The sequence below is a fragment of the Cyanobium sp. BA5m-21 genome (assembly GCF_024346235.1).
Classification (GTDB): Bacteria; Cyanobacteriota; Cyanobacteriia; order PCC-6307; family Cyanobiaceae; genus Cyanobium_A; species Cyanobium_A usitatum.
The window spans coordinates 1-20,917 of the sequence record NZ_JAGQCO010000039.1; the positions used below are offsets into that span (position 1 = coordinate 1).

The following is a 20,917-nucleotide window of genomic DNA, read 5'->3' on the forward strand; positions in this document are numbered from 1 at the left end:
GAAGCTGATGATCGAGTGGCGATTGTCGTTGCAATCGATCCACTGGAAGCCGAATTCGCTGAAGTCGTCGCCCCAGAGAGCCCGCTCCGATTTGTAGAAGACGTTGAGATCGTCGACAAGATGCTGCAGCCCCTGGTGAGAGTCGTGCTCCAGCAGCTCCCACTGCAGATCCCCCCACACATTCCACTCAGCCCTCTGGCCAAATTCCATCCCCATGAAGATGGTTTTCTTGCCGGGATGGGTCCACATGTATGCCAGCAGTGCCCGCACGTTGGCAAATTTTTGCCAGTCGTCACCTGGCATTTTGTGCAAGAGGTTGCTCTTGCCATGCACCACTTCGTCGTGGCTTAAAGCCAGCATGAAGTTCTCGGTGAAGGCGTACCAGATTGAGAAGGTAACGTTGTTCTGATGGAATTGGCGGAACCAGGGATCTAGCTCGAAGTAATCGAGCATGTCGTGCATCCAGCCCATGTTCCATTTGAGGTTGAACCCGAGGCCGCCAATACTGGTGGGCTGGGTAACCATGGGCCAGGTGGTGGATTCCTCGGCGATCGAGAGTGCTCCAGGGAAGTGCTCGAACAGCACGTGGTTGGCCTGTTGCAGGAAAGTGACGGCCTCGGTGTTTTCACGGCCGCCATGGTCATTTGGCAACCATTCACCATCTGGGCGCAGGTAGTCGCGATAAAGCATGGAGGCCACCGCATCTACGCGGATGCCGTCGATGTGGAACTCCTCAAACCAATAAACCAGGTTTGCCACAAGGAAGTTGCGCACTTCGTTGCGGCTGTAGTTGAAGATGAGGGTCCCCCATTCCTTGTGCTCGCCGATGCGCGGATCGGCATGCTCATAAAGATGGGCGCCATCAAAGAAGGCCAGGCCGTGGGCATCTTTGGGGAAGTGGCCTGGCACCCAGTCGAGTATCACGCCAATGCCTTCGGCGTGGCAGCGATCCACGAAGGCGCGGAACTCATCCGGTGTGCCAAAGCGGCTGGTGGGGGCGTACCAGCCCGTGACTTGGTAGCCCCAGGAACCATCGAAGGGATGCTCCGAGATGGGCATCAGCTCGATGTGGGTAAAGCCGCGGGCTTTCACATAGGGGATGACCCGATCAGCTAGCTCTGGATAGGTGAGCAGGCGAGCGCCGGGTTTGAGATCGGCTGCAGGCACCGGCGGGCGCGGTGTGCCGTCAGCTTCGATGTAGGGCTGGTCGGCAGCGCCGTGCATCCAGCTGCCCAGATGCATTTCATACACAGACACCGGCTGGTCGAGGGGGTTGCGGCTATCCCGCTCCTGCATCCAGCCCGAGTCTTGCCATTGGTGCCCCGCAAGCGACTCAACGATTGAGCCATTGTTGGGACGAATCTCATGGCGGAAGCCATAGGGGTCTGCTTTTTGATAGCAGTGCCCGTTTTGAGCTCTTACCTCGTATTTGTAAATCTCACCTGGCTTAAGCCCCGGAATGAATAGCTCCCAGGATCCTCCCACCCTTGCCTGCATCGGATGGTGGCGGCCATCCCAGCCGTTGAAATTGCCTAGCACCGCCACGCTCCGAGCATTGGGGGCCCAGAGGCAGAACTGAACGCCCTTGACGCCGTTGTGCTCCACCACGTGGGCACCCATGCGGCGCCAAATGTGGTGGTGGTTGCCCTCTGCAAACAACAGGCGGTCTAGTTCGCCCATCCATTCATGGCGAAACGACCAGGGATCGGGCTGCACGTGTTCTATGCCGCCGCGGTTGACCCGCACCTGATAGGAAGTACCAGGATCACTGCCCCAAGGGGCTTCGAAAATCCAAGGGTGATTCGGAGTGGCCATCGGCAGCGATTGGCCATCGATCAGCAGCTCAACACGCTCTGCCTCAGGCATCCAGACGCGCAGCACCCAACCGCCCGATTCGAGGGGCTGGGGACCCAGCACCGCAAACGGGTGGTCGTGCCGGCATTCAGCCAGCCGCTGGCAATCCTCCGCCATCCAGTTAAGGGTGAGCAAGGACATGTACCAGCAGCGATCGGAAGGCGAGCTTAGGCGTCTTAGGGCTCAGCGCACCGGCTTGGGGGTGATTGGATCGCTGGGAAAGTCGATGCCGATTATTTCGTTGTTGGCGTTAAGGATCACAAAGAGTGAATCGCTAAGTCGATTGAAATCGGTATTGACGAGTACAAGACGCTGGTCGCCGCCGCCCTCGGCCACCACAGCCTTGCGGATCCGTACAAATTCGCCGGTTTGACGTTGGAGCTGCTGCCAGCGCACCTGCAGGCTGCTCGCGGAGATTTCCTTCTGCAGTGACAGGCTCAAAAAGCTGCGCGCTGAGATGAACTGGCCACTGCTTAGGGCGGTCACAAATCTCTTGGCAACCGCGCCGGGTGCCTCATCGGTTACATCCAGGTGGTAACCAGCGAGTTTGCCTTCGGGGTTGAGCACGATGAACAGCTCTCGCTTGCCCATGGTTGTGGTGATGCTGGCCTCAACGGTGGTGTTGCGCAAACCCCCTTGCACGCTGAGCAGGGTCCAGCTCAACAGTTTGGGCTGGGTGCGCATTGTCTCCGCCACCATCGAAGGGCTGCTAACCGCCTTGAGTTCCTCTGAGAATTGGCTGTAGCGCAGGTTGGGATTGCGGCTTTTAACTGCTGCCAAAATCCGATTGGCTGCATCGCGGGCGGCTTCGACGCTGAGGGCTGGACGATCCACACCACCGCTCTGGCTCTGGGCCAAAGCCGCACTGCCTGATGTTCCTGGCACTGCGGCCATGGTGATGCTCAGGCCGGTGGCCAGCGCAAGCATGCCGAGAGCCATGCGGCTGAGGGCCTGGGGCTGTTGAACAAAGCGCAGGTAGCGCAGCGACATCGCAAAAACAAACATTTGGATCAGTGTGCCCCAAATTTGCCGCCCAAGAGGGGCAGCAGCTGCAATTGGGAATCAGCCAGTTCAAGCTCCAGCGTGATGACTCGATGGTGCGGGCCGGTAGGCCCGAAGGTCTCGAGGCCATCTCCGGGGTTTACGGCAATCTGCGGCCAGGCCGCTCCCGCTAGGGAGAGTCGCAACCGTTCCCCGGGGCAGAGCTCAGCTAGCAGGGGCTGCAATTGAACTCGCAGCAGCTTTTTTTCGCCTGCTAGCTGCTGCGTCCTGGCCACACCCGTGCTCAGTTGGAGCACCCTTCCCTGGGGATCAATCACCGAGAGAGCTGCACAAAGATCAAAGCTGGGTTGGTCGGCCCGCACAGCAATGGTCAATAGGGGCCGTCCTTCCAGCTCCAAGGGCGTGCTGAGTGGGGCACTGGTGAAGCAGATCACATCACTACGGCGGTCCAGGTCGCCGCGTTCACACGGGCCTGGATCGAGGCCAAGGTGGCCGCCCCGGCCTGGAACTGGTCGCCAGGGATCGTGCACTAGGGCGACCTCGCCGCTGCCAAATTGATCGAGCAGCAATTCGCCCTCCTCCACGTCGATTGTGGCCAGGCCACGACTACGTAGCCCCCAGCTCAGGTTGCTGCTGTCTGAATTGGGGGGCCGCCAATGGAGGCTTGAGTTCTTGCCGTTTGTAAGGGGGTCTTTTTCGAAAAGAACTGCAGCGCTGAGTTGTTCTGGAGCGGCTTGATTCTGAAGATGGTGCTGAAAGAAGGCCAGTTGCAACCGATCAAGGCCGCCGTTCCAGTCGAGGTGGGTATAGGCACCAATGCGGAGCAGCGGCGAGCCACCTGCAGCGCTAGCAAGTGCAAAGAGGTTCAAGATGCCGCGCAGATGGGGGTCGTACCAGCCACCTATCAGCAGCATCGGGCGCTGCAATAGAGCTGCGACTGGTTGGTGGCTAACCCACCTAGGGGCCTCGCTTGCCGGCAGCTGCAGCCAGCGGCAGGCCATGCCTTGGGGGTCATGGCGCTTGAGCAGGTCAAAGCCTTCAGCCAGAAAGTCGCCCGAGTCGAGGCTGCGGCGAATCGCTTGCCAGCCGGCATCGTCCCCAAGTTTCTTGCAGCGAAGGGCTGCCAATTGCAGTCCCCAGCCGAGGCCTAGGGCCCACCAGTGGGCTCCTCCTTCGCAGGCCCAGTCACCGCGCTCGTCCAAACCAGCCATAGCCGGTGCCAGGCAGTCGGGAATAGCCCCTGGATCGTCGCTTAGTAGTTGGGTCAGGCCTTGGTATGAAAATCCATAGCAACCAACTCTTCCGTTACTGCCTTCAAGTTTGCGAACCCAGCGGATGGTGTCTGCCCCATCGGATAACTCCTGCTCGAATCCTTGGAACGTCCCCTGGGAAGCACCTTGACCGCGCACATCCTGAACAACTACCAGAAAGCCATGGGCTGCGTACCAGCTGGGATGGGCATAGGTAATAGTTGAGGCGATCGCTCGGCCGTAGGGCTGTCGCATCAGCAGCACCGGCCATGGTCCTTGGTCTGCTGGTTGCCAGACTCGGCTGATCAGCTGGGTGCCATCCCGGCAATCCATGGCCTCGTCTCGCCAGCGAACCTGCAAAAGGTTTGGCGCCGGGCTGCTCACTCAGCGCACATCGGGGCAATAAAGCCCAATCACATAGGTGATAAGAACCTCAGAATCCATGGGGCTGAGGTTTTCTTGGCGGGCGATCTGGCTCACGGCCGAGCTGGATGTGGCGGAGAGCGCCTGGGCGTTGAAGCCCTGAAACTGGCTGCAAAGCGCCTTTGCCCTCGCAGGGTTTTGCTTCACGGACTCAAGCAATTGGGATTGGGCCAGGGCAGGTGACCAAAGGACTGCCAGGCTGATCAGCAGCAGCGGCACCAGGCCGAAGATGTAACGGCCGCAGGTCGAATTAATGGGGGGGGAGTGGAGATTTGACAACGTATGCAGCCCCAAAGCTTCTCCATTTGAGCCACCAGGGGCGTCGGCTGGTGGCTGCTCTGGATCAGTTCGTGGGGCGGCGCTGAGCGCGCCGGATCCATTCGCTCAAGGTGGTCAGATCGAGCAGGGGGGAGGCCATGCCGGTGAGGCTTCGTTGCAGCCGGCCCATCTGTACCAAGAGTTGGTGCGGATCACTGGCCGCCAATCCAGCCCTGCTAGCGATACCGGCGTAGAGCAGCAGGGCGGCTTCTGCCGGCTCGAGTCCTACCTCCACCACTAGCCGGGCCTGGCCCCGAAGCTTGATCAGCCGGGCCTCGCTGGCGCCGCCGCTGCGGCCGAGCCGGCGCAGGTCCTGGTCTTGGAGACCGGCGAGTTGGGGCCAGTCTTCGATGCCGGCTAGCTCCAATTGGCGTTGTTCACGCTGAAAGTGAATCGGCAGTTGCCACATGGCTAGGGCTGTAGCTCAACATCACCACTTGTCAGGCTGCGGGTGGCTTCTGCCAGCACCACTGGCTTGCTGAGCCCTGGGGCCACCGTCTCGACCCGGCGCAGTCGCACATGCACCAGGTTGTCGGCGCTGCTGCGGCCGCCACCCCTGAGGTTTTGGGCTACTTGCTGAATGGTGGGTGCGGCGGCCCCATCCGCTAGGTCGTCTGGCGCTGCTGCCACCACCAGGGCGATGCCGTTGTCAAACACCACTGGCACGCTCACGGCCCCAGCTAGCTGCACCCGAGGGGTGTAGCTCACCGCAAAGGCCAGGCAGGAAACGGCGAGCAGGGCCGTGAAGCTGGTGACACCAACCAGCCGAAAGCGAATCCCCCAGCGGCTCAAATAACCAACAATCGTGGTCAAAGCCAGGACCCCACTGGCGGCCCCCAGCCATTTGCCCGCTGTGAGCAGGATTGGATCAGCGGCCATAGGGCTGGATGTTTGGGATAGTGCCTTTATATTGCGGCCGTCGCAGGGGTGGCAGCCCACGGGAATGGCGGAGTTGCCAGAACAGAACCCTGGGCCAGTCCCCGCTTCGTCGTCACTTGCACCCCCACCCTGGCCTCAGGGCCAGGGCAGCGTCCGCTTGCTGGCGGCGTTTACGGGCGGCTGCGGTGCCCTGATTCTGTTGGTCTGGGGCGGGAATCAGGCCTTGAGAAAGCTCTACGAGCACTGGAGACCTCGGCTTGAACAGCCGCTCAGCCAGCTTGCTGGCCATCCCGTTGAGCTTGGCGAATATCAGGGTCTCGGTTGGGGTGGTCTGCGCATTGGGCCCAGTCGCATCGCCCCTGGGCGGCTGGATGGCTCCTCAGTCTTGGTGCGTTCGGTTTTGGTGAGCGTGGATCCGCTAGCCAGCCTGCGCAAGCGGTTGCCCGTGGTGCATGTGGGCTTGGCTGGTGTGCGCTCTGAGTTGCGGCGCAACTCTCAAGGTCAGTATTGGGTGCCAGGGCGGCTTGCTGTAGGCACCAAGCCGCCGCGCCTGGATCTCAGGTTGCGCCTGGTGGATCCCGCCTTGCTCAACCTGCAGCCTTCCGGTACGAGCCTCCGCCTCACGGGCCGTGGTGCAGTGCGGCCCCATCGCCGGGAGGTTGAACTGGCGGCTTGGCTGCGCTCGGAGGTGGCCGCTGGCGAGCTGGCCATGGAGCTTCAGGGCAATTGGCAGAGGCAGCGCTGGGATGGAACCCTGCGGGCAAAGGCCTTGCAGCTAGCCCCGCTGCAGCGCCTGTTAGGCCTGCCTGGTCAGCTTGCGGGTCGCGCAGATGGCACGTTCGCCTTGGCCTGGAAGGACCGCCAGCCCTTCTGTCGAGGTGGAGCCCAGCTGCGCCAATTGCGCTGGCGGCCTGCGACCGGCGTATCCCGACTGGAGTTGCCATCCAGCCAACTGCGCTGCAGCGGTCAGGCGCTCGAGTTGGACCGCTCTGCTTGGCGCTGGGGAGCACCGGGCAGCAAGGGCCTGCAGGGCACCCTGCGGCTTGAGGGGCTGTGGCAGCGTAACCAGCTTCAGTTGCGCCAGTTTGAGCTGGCCCGCGGCCGCTCCTGGCTAAAGCTCAAGGGGAGCTTGGCCAGGCGTTTTGATCTGACGGGGCAATGGCAGCTCTGGCCCGGTGACCTTCCCCTGCAAGCCGGCACCCCCGCCTGGGTGTTGAACCAGCAAGTTGGCGGTTCAGTGACGGCCAGGGGGCCGTGGCTCCTGCCCCAGCTCCAGGCCCGCTTTGGTCAGCCCAGTAACCCGTTGCTGGGTCGCTGGGATGCGGTTTTGGATTGGCGCGACAAGCGCCTAGTGCTGCAGCGTTTCAGTAGTGCCCACCTCTCCGCCCGTGGCGTGTTGCCCCTGGGCCTGCGGGCCGGTGAGGGGCTGGTGCCAGGTCAGCTCGATCTCAACTTGGAGCTGCAGCGCTACCCCCTCGAGCGGCTCGATCTGCTTGTGGGCACCCAATTGCAGGGAATCTTGCAGGCCACTGGCCGGGTTCGGGGCCCTCTCAAAGCCTTGAAGCCAGACCTGGATCTACGGATCGACCAGCCCGGTGCCGGCCCCCTCAGCTTGCGGGAAAACTGGCAAGGCCAGTGGTTTGGTGATCCGGCTGGTGGTGGGCGCCTACGCATGCAAGCCCTCGCCCCAGCGCCGCTGGGGGTGCTGGAAGCCCGCCTCGATTCCCGTTGGGTCCCCCGTGCAGTTCGCCTTGACCGGGCCGGCGGCACTCTGGAACTCAACGGCAGCCCTCGGGCCTACCGCTGGCAGTCATCCCAGTTGCCCCTCGATGGATTGCAGCTAGCCCTGGGGCCAAATTCGAGGCGACAACCCCTGCAAGCCCGGCTGAGCGGTCAGGGCCTGCTCGAACTCCAACCCCTGGCCTTTAGCGGTAGCGCCCAGCTTGATCGGCCGGTGTTTTTGGGCGTCTGGGGGAAATCGGCCCAGGCGAATATCCGCTACGCCAAGCGTCGCTACTCAGTCCAAGGAGCTATCTCTCCCCTTGCTGGGGGCAACCTTGCCATCGATTGGAGTGGCGTGTGGCATGGCGCCTTCCGAGCCCGCCTTCAGGGTGAGCGATTACCGCCGCTGTTTTTGCAGCAGTTGGTCAGGGCCTGGCCCCAGTGGCGCGGAGGGAGCGCGCCGATCCTGGGCCGGGCCAGCGACATCGGCACCCTGCTTATCGATACCTTTAGCGGCAGCATGCAGGACCAGCTGCGGGCCCTGGAGCTTGCTAGAGCTCGCCTGAGCTCTGCCAGGCTGGAACGTGACCGGCAAAGCAGTCCCCAGGAGCGGCTGCAGCGGCTGGCAGGTCACATCGACGCAGACCTGCGCCTTGACGGAGCCAGCCTGCTAGAAGCCCGCGCCGACCTCCAGGCCCGCGCCCACCTGTGGTTGCCTGAGGCAAACCAGGACCAGCCCCTTACCTCTGTGCCGGTGCTGGTGAAGTTCACCGGGCCCCTGCGGCGGGGGGCTGGCAATTTCAGCCTGGCTGACCTGCCCCTTGAGCTGTTGGCGCTGCTTACCCCTGTGCCCGCCGGATTGCGGGGCCGCCTATCTCTGCAGGGGCGCTACCGCCTCGGCACTCCCCAACCTGAGCTTGCCCTCAACATCAGCCTGGTTGATGGCTACCTAAGGGAAACGGCTTTGGTGCTGGAGCGGAGCACCATTCAGCTGGAGCAGGCCAGGCTGCTCCTCGATCTTTCTTTGCGGGCGGCCGGGGCTTCAAGCAGCGTCGAATTGGCGGGTGTTGTGCCCTTGGATCCGGGGAAGCAGGGTCTTGAACTGCGCCTGGCTAGTCGTGACGACGGCTTGCGTTTCCTGGCAGGGCTTGCCCAGCCTGCCCTGCAGTGGAATCAGGGCAGCGGCGACCTGCAACTGCTTGTGCGCGGCAGCGTCAGAGAGCCGATCGCTAACGGATTTTTGCGTTTCCGGGGTGCTCAGTTGCAGTTCATCGGCCAAAAGGTTCGTGACGTCGATGCCACCGTGCTGTTCGACTTTGAGCAGCTTCTGCTTCAGGAGTTCAACGCCAAGGTGGGAGATAAGGGAGTGGTGCGTGGTAGCGGAAGCCTGGGGCTGTTTCGCCCTGAGGCCACCGCTGATGGCAAAGACGCAACCCTGAAGGTAGAGCTTGAAAAGGTGCCCTTTGCCATGTCTCGGATCAAAGCTGTGGCTGATGGGTCCCTTCAAATCGGAGGCAGCGTTGCTGCCCTTGATATTGGCGGGGAGCTGGCTATATCCCGGGGCAGCGTCAACGTTCAGCCGGCCCGACTGGCCAGTGAAGCCAATCTTGCGGCACCGGTAGCTAGCGCTGCTGAATTGCTCGAATCCCGCTGGAATTACGACCAGCCCTTGGTACTGCTCGGTCCCGATGTGGAGAGCAACGCTAGTGAGTCCCTGCGTGCCGCCGTACCTAACGCCAGCTTTGTGGGTTTCGATGACCTGAAGCTGAAGCTGGGTCCCGACCTGAAGGTGGGTATACCCAACCTGGCAAGTTTTGGTACCAGTGGGCTGCTGCGTCTCAATGGACGGCTGGATCCGAGCCTGCGCTTGCAGGGTGTGGTGAGGTTGCTGAACGGCCGACTCAACTTGTTCACCACCACCTTTGGACTCGACCCCGAATCTCCAAACGTTGCGGTGTTCACACCCTCCATGGGATTGATTCCTTTTCTTGATATCTCCCTGCGAACCAGGGTCTCCGACAACCTGCCGAGCACCAGTGGTATTGGGACCGCCGGCAGCCTGTCGTTGCAAGACTTTCAGGCGGCTGGCGCCACCAACTCCCTCGACCAGCTCAACTTGGTGCGGGTTTTCCTGAGTGTGAGCGGCCCGGCGGACCGGCTTGCCGACAACCTGGTGCTGCGCAGTTCGCCACCGCTCTCGGAAGATCGGCTACTGGCCCTGATCGGCGGCAATACTCTGGCCGGCCTGGCGGGATCGGCAGGCGGCACTGCTCTTGCCACCGCCCTAGGCCAAACCCTGCTCTCGCCCCTGCTCGGCACCCTCGGCGATGCCTTCGGCCAGCGACTCAGCTTTGCCCTTTATCCCACCTACGTGAACCAAGGTGTCGCCAGCGGCGCCGAACGTCGCTCAGGCCGGGTGCCGCCCCAGCTGGTGCTGGGAGCGGAAATAGGTCTTGATCTCACGGAACGCTTCAATGCATCCGTGTTGGCTGCCCCCAACCGCTCCGACGTCCCGCCCCAATTAAATCTGAATTTCAAGGCCTCAGAATTGCTCAACCTGCAAGGGGCCGTCGACGCCCAGGGTGCCTGGCAGACCCAGTTGCAGCTGTTTTTCCGCTTCTGAGCTTGTTTATTTCGATGCAGCGATTCCGATGAACCAGTTGATCGGGGTGGATCTCGGTGGTAGCGCCATCAAGTTGGGGCGCTTCAGCGAAGCCGGCGATCTGCTGGCGGAGCTGCAGGTGCCTACGCCCCAGCCAGCGGTGCCTGGTGCAGTGACAACGGCGATCGTGGCGGCGGTGCAGCAACTAGATCCTCAGCGGCTGGCCGATCGGGTTGGGGTGGGCCATCCCGGGCCGAGCGACCAGGCCGGCCGGGTGGCGCGCATCGCCATAAACCTGCCGGGCTGGCTGGATGTGCCCTTGGCTAATTGGCTCGAACCACTGCTGGAGCGCCCCGTGACCCTGGCAAATGACGCCAACTGCGCCCTGCTCGGTGAGCACTGGCTCGGGGCGGCCCGCGGAGTTAGCGATGTCTTGCTGCTCACCTTGGGCACGGGCGTGGGCGGAGCGGTGTTGCTAGATGGCCAGTTGTTTACAGGTCATCGGGGGGCGGCCGCCGAGCCCGGTTTGATCGGCCTAGATCCCGCTGGTCCGCCCTGCAACAGCGGTAACAACGGCTCACTGGAATCCTTCTGCAGTCGCCGTGGCTTCGATCGCCTCTCCAGCCTGGATCCGGCCGAACTCTGCCGCCGGGCCACTGGCGGCGATGGCGAAGCCCTGGCGGTGTGGCGGGCCTATGGCCAGCTGCTGGGGCAAGGTTTGAGCTCGCTGCTTTATGTGCTCACGCCGGAGCTAGTGCTGATTGGTGGTGGCCTCAGCGGCGCCAGCGATCACTTCCTGCCAGGGGTGTGGCAGGAGGTGGAGCAGCGGGTGCAGGCAGCCAGCCGGGAGGGTCTGACGATTAGTCGCTGCAGCCTTGGCAACGGAGCCGGCCGGCTGGGGGCGGCTCGCCTGGCGCTGCAACGTTTGGCGCCCAGCTTGGGATGATGGCTTGATGATTCCTGATCCCTCCCCAGACCTGCTGGCCCGGGCGGCCCAAGTGCGCCGCTGCGCCATGGCTCTTGGCCAACTCGACGATGGCCAGCGCCGTCAGGCCGTGCTTGCCATGGCAGAAGCCCTAGAGCAAGGCAGTGAAGCCATTTTGGCCGCCAACCAGGCCGATCTTGAGGCCGCTACCGCCGAGGAGCTGGCGCCGGCGCTGGTGGCCCGGCTCAAGCTCGATGGTCCCAAATTGGCAGGGGCGATCGCGGGTGTGCGCCAGGTGGCGGAGCTTGCCGATCCGGTTGGCCGCCGTCAGCTCCACACCGAGCTAGATGCGGGGTTGGTGCTGGAGCGGTTAACGGTGCCCCTGGGGGTGCTGGGCGTGATCTTTGAGGCGCGGCCAGATGCGGTGATGCAGATCGCCTCCTTGGCAATTCGCTCCGGCAACGGCGCCCTGCTCAAGGGTGGCCGCGAAGCCAGCCGCAGCTGTGAGGCCATTCATGCAGCGTTGCGCCGTGGCCTGGCCGCAAGTGCGGTGCAGCCCGATGCCCTGGAGCTGCTCACCAGCCGGGAGGAAAGCTTGGGGCTGCTGAAGCTCGATGGGTTGGTGGACCTGATCATTCCCCGGGGCTCCAATGCCCTGGTGCGCTTCATCCAGGACAACACCCGTATTCCAGTGCTGGGTCATGCCGATGGCATTTGCCACCTGTTTGTGGATAGGGCCGCCGACCTTGAGCTGGCCCTGAAGGTGGCGCTGGATTCCAAGACCCAATACCCGGCAGCTTGCAACGCGATCGAAACCCTGCTGGTTGACGCGGCAATAGCTGCTGATTTTCTGCCCAGGGCCGTGCTGGCCTTCGGGGCCGCCGGGGTTGAATTGCGCGGCGATGCCGCCGCCATGGCGCTAGGGGTGGCTCATGCCGCCTCAGACGACGACTGGAGCACCGAATATTCCGACCTGGTCTTGAGTGTGAAGGTCGTTGCCGACATCGAGGCCGCGCTCGCGCACATCGCCCACTACGGCTCGCGTCACACCGATGCCATCTGCACCAGGGATGCCGCCACAGCCGATCGCTTCTTGGCTGCGGTTAACAGCGCCGGCGTCTACCTCAACTGCTCCACCCGCTTCGCCGATGGCTTCCGCTACGGCTTTGGCGCCGAGGTGGGCATCTCTACCCAAACCATGCCCCCCCGCGGCCCCGTTGGGCTGGAGGGTTTGGTGACCTATCGCTACCGGCTGCGCGGCGAGGGCCACATCGCCGCCGATTACGCCAGCGGCGTGCGCCAGTTCAGCCATCGCCCCCTGCCCCTTTGAGCTTCCTGCCATGAGCGATGCGATTCAGCTGCGAGGCCTGCGGCTTTGGGCCCATGTGGGGGTGCTCGATTTCGAGCGCAGGGATGGCCAGTGGTTTGAGCTGGATCTGGAATTGGGCGTGGATCTCAGTGCTGCTGGGCGCAGTGATGCCCTAGCCGACACCCTCGACTACAGCCAGTTGATCACCGCCCTGCAAAAACAGGCCCGCAGCCTGAGTTGCCAAACCCTGGAGCACTACAGCGAAAGGATTCTCGAACGGATCGAGGAGCTCTATGGCCCGGTGCCGGTCCGCCTTGAACTGCGCAAGTGTCAGGCCCCGGTGCCGGGCTTTGGCGGGATTGTGGCGGTGCGGCGCAGCCGGCATCACTAGGAAAATTTGAGGCAGAACCCGCCTCTGTGGTGAAAGTCAGGTTCGCTGCCGGGATGGGCCACGGCCCAGTAGGCCAGCTCTCCGCTGGAGCTTTGGAGCACGGCGGACACCCCAACTTCGAGCCCCGCAGCAGCCCGGTGGGTGGCCAGCGTTGGTGGCAGCGCGCAAGTAAGGCTCAAGCTCAATTGTTTGTCATCGCCCATCACGCTGAAGGGGAGTTGCTTGTAGGCAGGTTCCTCGGCTAGCCCCTGCCGGTAGCCCTCTAGGTGATAGACGTTCCAGTGACCGGCGGGCGAAAGGTTGTACTCCCAGTAGTCGCTGTTACCTGCAGCGGCAAGAAAGAATTCCAGGCAGGTTGCTTGCCAAAGAAGGTCTTGTCGCAGTGGTGGGCCGCTGCTACGAGCAATCCTCAACTTGGCTAGTTCGCCCTCAAGCTGGAATGTGATCTGCAGAGTATTCTCAACCACGCTGAGTTGGCCATGGAGTGAGTAGAGAGCAAGTTCCCCCTGCATTTCGGCTGCATAAGGAATTAATTTGAAGCTGGTGCTTTTCATCGCAGTTTTGCCACAATCTGCCGGATTTTTTCTTCCTGGGCCTCAATGCTTTCGGTGAGACGAAATTGCACTAGAGCCCTTGCGAGGTTGTGGTTGGGATGGGTGGTACGAAAGTAGACATTGCCAGCTAGATGGTCACTTAAGAAGCGCATTCCTAGCTCAAAGCTGATCAGCCTTGCCGACACAAAGATGTAATCTAGGTCCGTATCGCTTAGGGATGTTCTTGCCGCGTCCAGGTAGCCCTCCAGGAGGGTCTCGCAGAGATCTAGATCAAATTTGACGCTATCTGGTTCACAGGCTTCTTCCCCCGCTGGATTGCAGGCTGAACGCAAGCAATCACCAATATCGTAGTGCACCAGGCCTGGCTTAACTGTGTCTAGATCCACCATGCTCACGGCAGTTCCCGTGTGGGCGCAGAGCATCACATTGTTGATTTTGGGGTCGCCGTGAATAGGCCGCAGCTGCAGAAAGCCCGCTTTAATGGCGTCCTCAAGGATCGGTGCCAGTTCGCGGCGTTGCTCTACAAATGCAGCACACCATTGCTCCCGACCGTCCTGACCTATTGGGCTACATAGCAGAGCTTGGTCGTAGGCCGCCAGGTAGGTCGGTGTGACGTGGAAACCCGGCAGGGTGTCGGCTAGTTGCTCTAGGGGCAGGTCGCTGATCAGCAAGTGGAATAGCCCTAGGCCGCGACCTACCTGCCGGGCCTGCTCCCGGTCCGTGATCGCCTCAACCGTCACGGCTTCTTCGATGAAGCTCTGTAGACGCCAAAATTGGCCCTCTACCCATAGCCAGGGTCGGCCGGTATGGCGGTTTGCGATTAGCCGCGGCACTTCCCATCGCTGTCCGATCAGAGGATGCTGCTTGGCATGTTCGCTGAGCGCCTCCAGGTTTTGCATCACCAGCTCCGGCTGGGGAAACACCCCGGTATTGAGCCTTTGCAACACATAGCGGCTTGCTGTTGCCCCTCCAGAGCCCACCTCCATTAAGTAGGTGTCGTTGACGTTGCCGTTACCAAGAGGTGCAATCGTTGTGACAGGTCCGGGGAGGATGAAGGCCTCGGCGACCGCCACCAGCTCCGGTGCAGGAGTGGCCATCAGGCGGCCACCAGCCCGGAATGTCGGATCAGCGCCTCGCTGCTTGGCTGACGCCCTCGGAAGGCTTCGAACACCTCAGCTGGGGAGCGGCTGCCACCGAGGCTGAGCACGGTGTCGCGGAAGCGGCGGCCGGTGGCGACGATCTCCTCCTCCTGCTCCAGGCCCACCTCCTCGAAAGCGCTGAAGGCATCGGCGCTGAGCACCTCAGCCCACTTGTAGGAGTAGTAGCCGGCCGCATAGCCGCCGGCAAAAATATGGCTGAAGGCGCAGAGCAAGGCGTCCTCGGCTATGGGCTCAAGCACCGTTGTGGTGGCAGCGATATGGCGGCGCAGTTGATCCGGACTCTCACCGCTGTCGGGGGTCCACTGGCTGTGCAGGCGTAGATCGGTGAGGGCGAAGTGCACCTGGCGCAGGGTGGCGCCGCCAGCCATGAAGGTGCGAGCAGCCAGCAGCTTTTGGTATTCGGCCTCCGGTAGCGGTTCGCCGCTTTGCCAGTGGCGTGCCATGCCCAGCAAGGTGGCCCGGTCGTAGCACCAGTTCTCCATGAACTGGCTGGGTAGCTCTACCGCGTCCCACTCCACGTTGTTGATACCGGCGGCCTGGGGCCGCTCCACCGTGGTGAGCATGTGCTGGAGGCCATGACCAAATTCGTGGAAGAGGGTTTCAACCTCGTCGAAGGTCATCAGGCTGGGGGTGTCCCCCACCGGTGGGCTCTGGTTGCAGATCAAGTAGGCCACCGGCAACACGGGCTCGCCGGTGATGCTGCGGGAGCGGCCGAGGCATTCATCCATCCAAGCTCCACCGCGCTTGCTGCCAGGGCGGCTATAGGGATCAAGGTAAAAACCTGCCAGGGGCTCCCCGTTACGGGCTTCGAGCACTCGGAAATAGCGCACATCGCTGTGCCAAATCGGTGCTTCCCCATCTGCGGCCACTATTTGTATGTCGAAGAGGCGCTGGCAAAGAACAAACAGCCCCTGCAAAACCTGCTTCAGGGAAAACCAGGGTCTGAGGGCCTCGCTGTTGAGCTCGAAACTCTCCTGACGCAGCACCTCTGCCCAGTAGCTCACGTCCCAGGGCTTGAGCTCAGCTGCCTCGGGTGCCCCGTGGCGCCTGGCGCAGGCAGCAAGGGCGGCGAGCTCCTGCTGGGCCACTGGGAAGGCTGCAGCGCGCAGGTCTTCAAGTAGGTCTTCGACCTCTTGCACCGAGCCGGCCATTTTGGAGGCCAGGCTTACCTCGGCCCAGTTGGCATAGCCCAGCAGCTGGGCTTGCTTCAACTTCAGCTCCAGGATTTGGGCAATCAGGGGATTGTTATCCAGTTCGCCGCTGGCGGCCCTGCCCACCTGGGCGCGGTAGACCTTTTCGCGCAGGTCCCTGCGCTCACTGAATTTGAGAAAGGGCACCACCCTCGGCATATCTAGCCCCAGGCGCCAGCCGCTTTCACCGGCATCTGAGGCAGCTTGGGCCAGCAGCTGCCGCAGGCTGGCTGGTAGGCCGGCCAGTTCGGCTTCGCTGTTCAAAGTGAGGCTCCAGCCGTTGGTGGCATCGAGCACGTGGTTGCCGAAAGCGGTGGCGAGTTCGGCGAGCCGCTCACAGGCGGCGTTGAAGGCTTGCTGCTCTTGCCCTTCCAGGCCCACGCCCCGCAACTGCATGTCCCGTAGCTCCGCCGCCAGGATGCGGCTCTGGGTGGCATCGAGCTGGCTGGGATTGGCTTGCAGTGCCTCGAGAGCTCGATATATCGGACGCGATTGCCCAGCGCGGTTGCCGAATTGCACCACGGCCCCCTGCTGCTGTTGGTGGGCCTCCCGCAGGGCTGGTGTGTTGCAGACGCCATTGAGATGGCTCACCACCCCCCAGCTCCAGCGCAACCGCTCGCCAAGCTGGTGTAGTGGCTCCATAACCTCCTCCCAGCTGAGCAACTCGGATTCGCCTAAGCGCAGCTCAAGCCTGGCTTCCTGGTCGGAGAGAGATTCGTTTAGGTCGCTCAGTAAGGCTGGGATCGCCTGCTCTACCTGCTCCGGCGTGATCGCATCGAAGGGCGGAAGACCCTGACCAAGCAGCAAGGGCAGGGGTGCGCTCAGGGTCATGGACGGGGGATTTGGTGCAGCCATTCCAGCCGATCCAGCAAGCTTTTGTGAATTAGCCCAGGGCGGTGACCCGGCCCATGGCAAACAGGGCAGTTGCACTCAATTGCTGGGCTAGGGCGTTGGTTGAGGCCTCATAGACATCGATTGCCAGCCGGGGCCAAAAGCCAATCGCCAGCGTTGGTATCAGCAGGGTGAGACCAATAAAAAGCTCCCGTGGACGCATGTCGCCCACCACAGCTAGGGCAGGAATTCTGGGACCGAAGAACACCCGGCGGCAGAGGCTGAGCAGGTAAACAGGAGTAAGTACTAATCCGATCGCTGCCAGCACGATGGCGATCACCCGGAAGCCGATGGTGAAGTCGTCGTTGGCGGTGATGCCAAGAAACACCGTGATCTCGCTCACAAAGCCACTCATGCCTGGCAGGGCAAGGGAAGCAAGAGAGCTGGCCAGGAAAAAGGCGAAGGTGATCGGCAGGGCCTTGGCGAGGCCGCCCATGTTGGGGATTGAGAGGGTTTTAGTGCGTTCGTAAAACACCCCGGTAACAAAGAACATGGCAGCTGCGATCAAGCCATGACTGATCATCTGCAACATGGCGCCGCTGATGCCAAGGGCATCTACTGCACCAATACCGAGCAGCACAAAACCCATGTGGCTCACGGAGCTGCAGGCAATTCGCCGTTTGACATTGTCCTGGGCAAAAGCATTCAGGGCGCCATAGACGATGTTGACAATGCCGAGCACAATTAGGGCTGGTGCCAACCTCAGATGCACCTCCGGAAGCATCTGCACGTTGAAGCGCAGCAGGGCGTAGCCACCCATCTTCAGCAGCACCCCTGCCAGCAACATCGATACGGGCGCATTTGCTTCACCGTGGGCGTCGGGCAACCAGGTGTGGAGGGGGAACATTGGCAATTTCACCCCGAAGCCCACCAGGAAGCCCAGATAACAGAGCAGGCCAAAGGTGCCACCTGGGGAACGGTTGGCTAGCTCTGAGAGGTTGAAGCTGAAGCTGTCGCCTGAGAAGGCAAGAGCAAGGCCGCTCAACAAGATCAGCAGGGAGGCTGTGGCGGTATATAAAATAAACTTAGTGGCCGCATATTGACGTTGCTTGCCACCCCAGATTGCTATTAATAGATATACCGGAACCAGCTCAAGCTCCCAGGCAAGGAAGAAAAGCAGAAAGTCTTGGGAGAGAAAAACCAGGCCCTGGGCTGAGGCCTGAACAAGCATCAGGGCGAAATAGAGGCGGGTTTTAGTCTTGATGTTCCAGCTGGCTGCAACCGAAAGCAGGGTTACCAGGCCTGAGAGCAGCACCAGCGGTGTGGAAAGGCCATCAGCTGCCAGGGACCACTCCAGGCCCATGGCCGGCACCCAGCTGACCCTTTCGACCAGTTGCAAATCACTTATGGAGCCATCGAAGTGCCTGTTAAAGCAGAACAGCATTAGACCAAGGTCGATCGCCAGGGTGGCGAGGGCCAGGGTGCGGGGCCACTTGGGGTCGCTGCCATCTCCTGGCAGCAGAGGCATTACCAGGGCTACTGCTGCTGGCAGCAGCACGATCAGGCTCAGCCAGGGAAAGGCCGATTCCGCTGCTGGAGCGCCCAGGCTGGACGCGACTAGCAGGGGCATGTTGACGTCCATCACGGCCCGATTGCAGATCTGGTGATTCGCTGAACAGGGCCGAGGTCAGGCGCTGTTCAAATCGGCAACCAACCTATCAGCCCCGGTTGCTCGACTGAGTAAATTTACTCACTGACAGCGGGCTTCTGGTCTGGCAAGTGCTCCCAGCGGCTGCCCAGCTGCTGGATGGCCAGCACCTCGGAGCGGGACTCAACCCCGGCTTGGTGCCAGGCCCGAACCATCGCTCTGCTGACGTTTTCGGCCTCAGGTTTGGGGCACAGGGCAAGCAGGCTTGGACCGGCGCCACTGATCACGCAACCCCAGGCTCCCGCTGCTAGTGCCGCCTCCCTCACGGCCTTGCCACCGTGGATCAGGCCCCAGCGGTAGGGCTCATGCAGGCGGTCGTGCATGCCATCGGTGATTAGGTCGCCATTGCCGGTGCGCAGCCCCTGCAGCAGCAAGGTAAGGCAGCCCAGGTTGATTACCGCATCCCCCACCGGAATTGATTTCGGCATGGCTCGCCTTGCTTCGCTGGTGGTGAGCCGGATAGCTGGGATAGCCACTACGGCCTGTACCAGGGGCGACCACTCACAGCGCACCACCCGCCAACGGTGCGAGGCCGCCTTGGCTGTCATGCACAATCCCCCCACCAGGGAGGGCACCACGTTGTCGGGATGGCCTTCAATATCTATGGCCAACTCCAGCAGCTTCTCGCGGCTGAGGGGCTCGCCCACCAACGCATTGGCGCCGAATAGGCCAGCCACGATCGCCGTGGCGCTGCTGCCTAAGCCCCGGGCCGGCGGCACCGCCAGTCGCACTCTTGCCTCTAGGGCCACCGGCTCCTCGCCAGCTTCTTTCCACACCCGTTGGGCCGAGCGATACACCAGGTTGTCGGGCCCACCGCGTAGGTGGGCTCCTTCGCTGCCTTCAATAATCAGATCAAAGCGCTCGCTGCCTCCCTCGATGCAGCGCATCTGAAAGACGTTGTCGAGATCCAGGGCAGCCCCCAGACAGTCAAAGCCAGGGCCCACATTGGCGGTGGTAGCGGGAACGTGAACTTCAACCCCTTGTCCGACCCGGGGGCGCACCATGGGACAACTTCTGCTGCGCCCAGTGTCTCAGGCCACCAGCATGCGCGCCCGGCAGGCCGCACTGAATTGGCCAATGGCCGGATCGACCACGGCTGTGATCGGCATGCTTGCCAGCACCGGCTTTAGTCGACCCTTATTTAGAAAGGCTCGGTTAAAGGTGGGCGAGCGCAGGGTTTCCAGCAGTTTTCCTGCGGTGCCGCCGGCCAACCACACCCCTCCCCGGCTCAGACCCGCCAGGGCCAGATCGCCACACACACTGCCGTAGCAACCGATCCAGATCTCCAAGGCTTCGCAGGCCAGGCTTTCCCCTAGGGCAGCGCTGGCTGCCACGGCAGCGGGCAGTTCCAACCCTTCGGCTAGCGGAAAAAGGGGATGGTCTCCGCCGGGGTGGCGGATGTGAAGCAGCCAGCGCGCGACTTCGCCCAGGCCCGTGCCGCTCACAACCCGCTCGATCGAGACCCGCTCCAGGCCCCGCTCGCGGGCGAGCCACTGTTTGAGCTCCCATTCCTGCTGGCTGCGGGGGGCGAATTCAGCGTGGGCGGCCTCACTGGCCACCGCTACCAGCCCAGTTGGGGTTGGTACCCCGTAGGCCACCCCCAGACCCGTTCCCGCACCTAGCACCAGCAGGGGCGCCTCCGGCCTCGCCACCCCCGGGCGGATTGGCGCCTGTTGCTGTGGGGTGAGGTGGGGCAGCCCGTAGATCAATACGGCGAAATCATTGACCAGCTCAAACCGCCCTATACCTGTGGCCGCAGCCAGCTGGCTGCCATCAAGCTGCCAGTGAAGGTTGGTTAGTTGGGCCTGACCCGCCTCCACCGGCCCTGCCACCGCCAGGCAGGCGGCAGCTGGGCTGGGCTGGCCAACACCCAGAAAGCTGTCAAGCATTGGGGCTAGGTCGTCCCAGTCGGCGGATAGGTAGCGCTCACTGCGCAGCAGCTCCAATTCACCCCCGGCCTGCAGCTGATACAGGGCTAGAAGGGTCTTGGTGCCGCCGATGTCCCCAGCCAGAAGGGTGGTCACTGGCCGGGTGTAGTGACCGCCGGCAGGCCCAGGCCGGCTGCCCGCTCGGCATTTGCCGTCACTGCTGCAGCCAGCAGGTTGGCCACGGCCACGCTGCCGAGCTCGCCTTCGCGCCTGCTGCGCAGGCTCACGGCACCTGTTTCAGCCTCCTTGGCGCCGATCACTCCCAACAGGGGGATTTTCATCTGCTCGCCGTTGCGAATCAGCTTGCCGAGCCGCTCGCCGGAATGGTCCAGGGTGGCGCGGATGCCAGCGGCCTTGAGCTGCTCCAGTAGCTGCTCGGCGTAGGGCATCACCTCATCGGTAACGGGCAGCAGCCGGATCTGCTCGGGCGCCAGCCAGAAGGGGAAATCGCCGGCGTAGTTCTCGGTCATGATCCCGAAAAACCGCTCCAGCGAACCGAAGATGGCCCGGTGAATCATGATCGGGCGCATTCTTGAGCCATCTGCGGCTACGTACTCCAGTTCGAACCGTTCTGGCAGGTTGAAATCGAGCTGGATGGTGGAGCACTGCCACATTCGCCCGATGGCATCCTCGATTTTTAGGTCGATCTTGGGACCGTAGAAGGCGCCGCCGCCTTCATCGATCTTGTATACCCAGCCCTTGCGATCGAGGGCCTCGATCAGACCTTGGGTTGCCAGTTCCCATACGGCGTCTTCGCCGATTGATTTCTCCGGCCTGGTGGAGAGGTTTATTTCGTAGGTCTTGAAATCGAAGGTGGAAAGGATCTCCTCTGTGAGATCAAGGATGCGCAGGATCTCATCGCTGATCTGCT

The 20,917-nt window shown here is 62.3% G+C and carries 17 protein-coding genes; 4 read left to right on the forward strand and 13 right to left on the reverse strand.

Features of this window, described 5'->3' with window-relative positions:
• The 6 genes from glgB to KBY72_RS11085 form a co-directional block, all read right to left on the reverse strand.
• Positions 1 to 1,995: 1,4-alpha-glucan branching protein GlgB (gene glgB, locus KBY72_RS11060; RefSeq protein WP_254993619.1), on the reverse strand; the 1,995-nt coding region annotated here is incomplete at its 3' end.
• Between the two features lie 42 nt (positions 1,996 to 2,037).
• Entirely contained in the window at positions 2,038 to 2,859 is an 822-nt protein-coding gene (locus tag KBY72_RS11065) for a DUF3887 domain-containing protein (RefSeq protein ID WP_254961945.1), read from the reverse strand.
• A gap of 5 nt (positions 2,860 to 2,864) precedes the next feature.
• Complete coding sequence (locus KBY72_RS11070) at positions 2,865 to 4,490, reverse strand: CocE/NonD family hydrolase (RefSeq protein ID WP_315859546.1); 1,626 nt, start codon at positions 4,488 to 4,490, stop codon at positions 2,865 to 2,867.
• On the reverse strand, positions 4,491 to 4,808 hold the full coding sequence (locus KBY72_RS11075; protein WP_315859547.1) for a hypothetical protein: 318 nt from the start codon (positions 4,806 to 4,808) through the stop codon (positions 4,491 to 4,493).
• Positions 4,809 to 4,872: 64 nt separating this feature from the next.
• A complete protein-coding gene (locus KBY72_RS11080; protein WP_254961947.1) occupies positions 4,873 to 5,256 on the reverse strand; it encodes a DUF4332 domain-containing protein in 384 nt (127 codons plus the stop codon).
• Positions 5,257 to 5,258: 2 nt separating this feature from the next.
• Entirely contained in the window at positions 5,259 to 5,726 is a 468-nt protein-coding gene (locus KBY72_RS11085; RefSeq protein WP_254961948.1) for a Ycf51 family protein, read from the reverse strand.
• A gap of 157 nt (positions 5,727 to 5,883) precedes the next feature.
• Between KBY72_RS11085 and KBY72_RS11090 the strand changes: the two genes are divergently transcribed.
• From KBY72_RS11090 to folB, 4 genes are read left to right on the forward strand one after another with little or no spacing between them, the layout of a single operon-like run.
• A complete protein-coding gene (locus tag KBY72_RS11090; RefSeq protein ID WP_254993621.1) occupies positions 5,884 to 10,071 on the forward strand; it encodes a translocation/assembly module TamB in 4,188 nt (1,395 codons plus the stop codon).
• Positions 10,072 to 10,099: 28 nt separating this feature from the next.
• Positions 10,100 to 10,996 (forward strand): ROK family protein, encoded by an 897-nt coding sequence (locus KBY72_RS11095; RefSeq protein WP_254961950.1) that lies wholly within the window; start codon positions 10,100 to 10,102, stop codon positions 10,994 to 10,996.
• A gap of 7 nt (positions 10,997 to 11,003) precedes the next feature.
• Positions 11,004 to 12,305, forward strand: a complete 1,302-nt coding sequence (locus KBY72_RS11100) for a glutamate-5-semialdehyde dehydrogenase (RefSeq protein WP_254961957.1) — start codon at positions 11,004 to 11,006, stop codon at positions 12,303 to 12,305.
• 10 nt (positions 12,306 to 12,315) lie between these two features.
• Positions 12,316 to 12,675: a dihydroneopterin aldolase gene (gene folB / locus KBY72_RS11105; RefSeq protein WP_254961951.1), complete on the forward strand. Its 360-nt coding sequence runs from the start codon at positions 12,316 to 12,318 to the stop codon at positions 12,673 to 12,675.
• Here the strand turns inward: folB and KBY72_RS11110 are convergent.
• The 7 genes from KBY72_RS11110 to KBY72_RS11140 form a co-directional block, all read right to left on the reverse strand.
• Positions 12,672 to 13,229 carry a DOMON-like domain-containing protein gene (locus KBY72_RS11110; protein ID WP_254993622.1) on the reverse strand — a complete coding sequence of 186 codons (558 nt, stop codon included), beginning with the start codon at positions 13,227 to 13,229 and terminating at the stop codon, positions 12,672 to 12,674. The genes folB and KBY72_RS11110 overlap by 4 nt on opposite strands.
• A complete protein-coding gene (locus KBY72_RS11115; protein WP_254961953.1) occupies positions 13,226 to 14,326 on the reverse strand; it encodes a phosphotransferase enzyme family protein in 1,101 nt (366 codons plus the stop codon). Before KBY72_RS11115 ends, KBY72_RS11110 begins: the two co-directional genes overlap by 4 nt.
• A complete protein-coding gene (locus tag KBY72_RS11120) occupies positions 14,326 to 16,410 on the reverse strand; it encodes a M3 family metallopeptidase (protein ID WP_254961954.1) in 2,085 nt (694 codons plus the stop codon). The genes KBY72_RS11115 and KBY72_RS11120 overlap by 1 nt, the downstream gene beginning before the upstream one ends.
• 52 nt (positions 16,411 to 16,462) lie before the next feature.
• Positions 16,463 to 18,052 (reverse strand): NAD(P)H-quinone oxidoreductase subunit 4, encoded by a 1,590-nt coding sequence (locus KBY72_RS11125; RefSeq protein WP_254961958.1) that lies wholly within the window; start codon positions 18,050 to 18,052, stop codon positions 16,463 to 16,465.
• Between the two features lie 104 nt (positions 18,053 to 18,156).
• The gene (gene thrB / locus KBY72_RS11130; RefSeq protein ID WP_254993624.1) at positions 18,157 to 19,122 is read right to left on the reverse strand and encodes a homoserine kinase; all 966 of its coding nucleotides are present in this window, start codon (positions 19,120 to 19,122) and stop codon (positions 18,157 to 18,159) included.
• Positions 19,123 to 19,149: 27 nt separating this feature from the next.
• A complete protein-coding gene (locus KBY72_RS11135) occupies positions 19,150 to 20,142 on the reverse strand; it encodes a glucokinase (RefSeq protein WP_254993626.1) in 993 nt (330 codons plus the stop codon).
• The coding region (locus KBY72_RS11140) for a His/Gly/Thr/Pro-type tRNA ligase C-terminal domain-containing protein (protein ID WP_254993627.1) at positions 20,139 to 20,917 on the reverse strand (779 nt) is incomplete at its 5' end. The genes KBY72_RS11140 and KBY72_RS11135, both read right to left, overlap by 4 nt.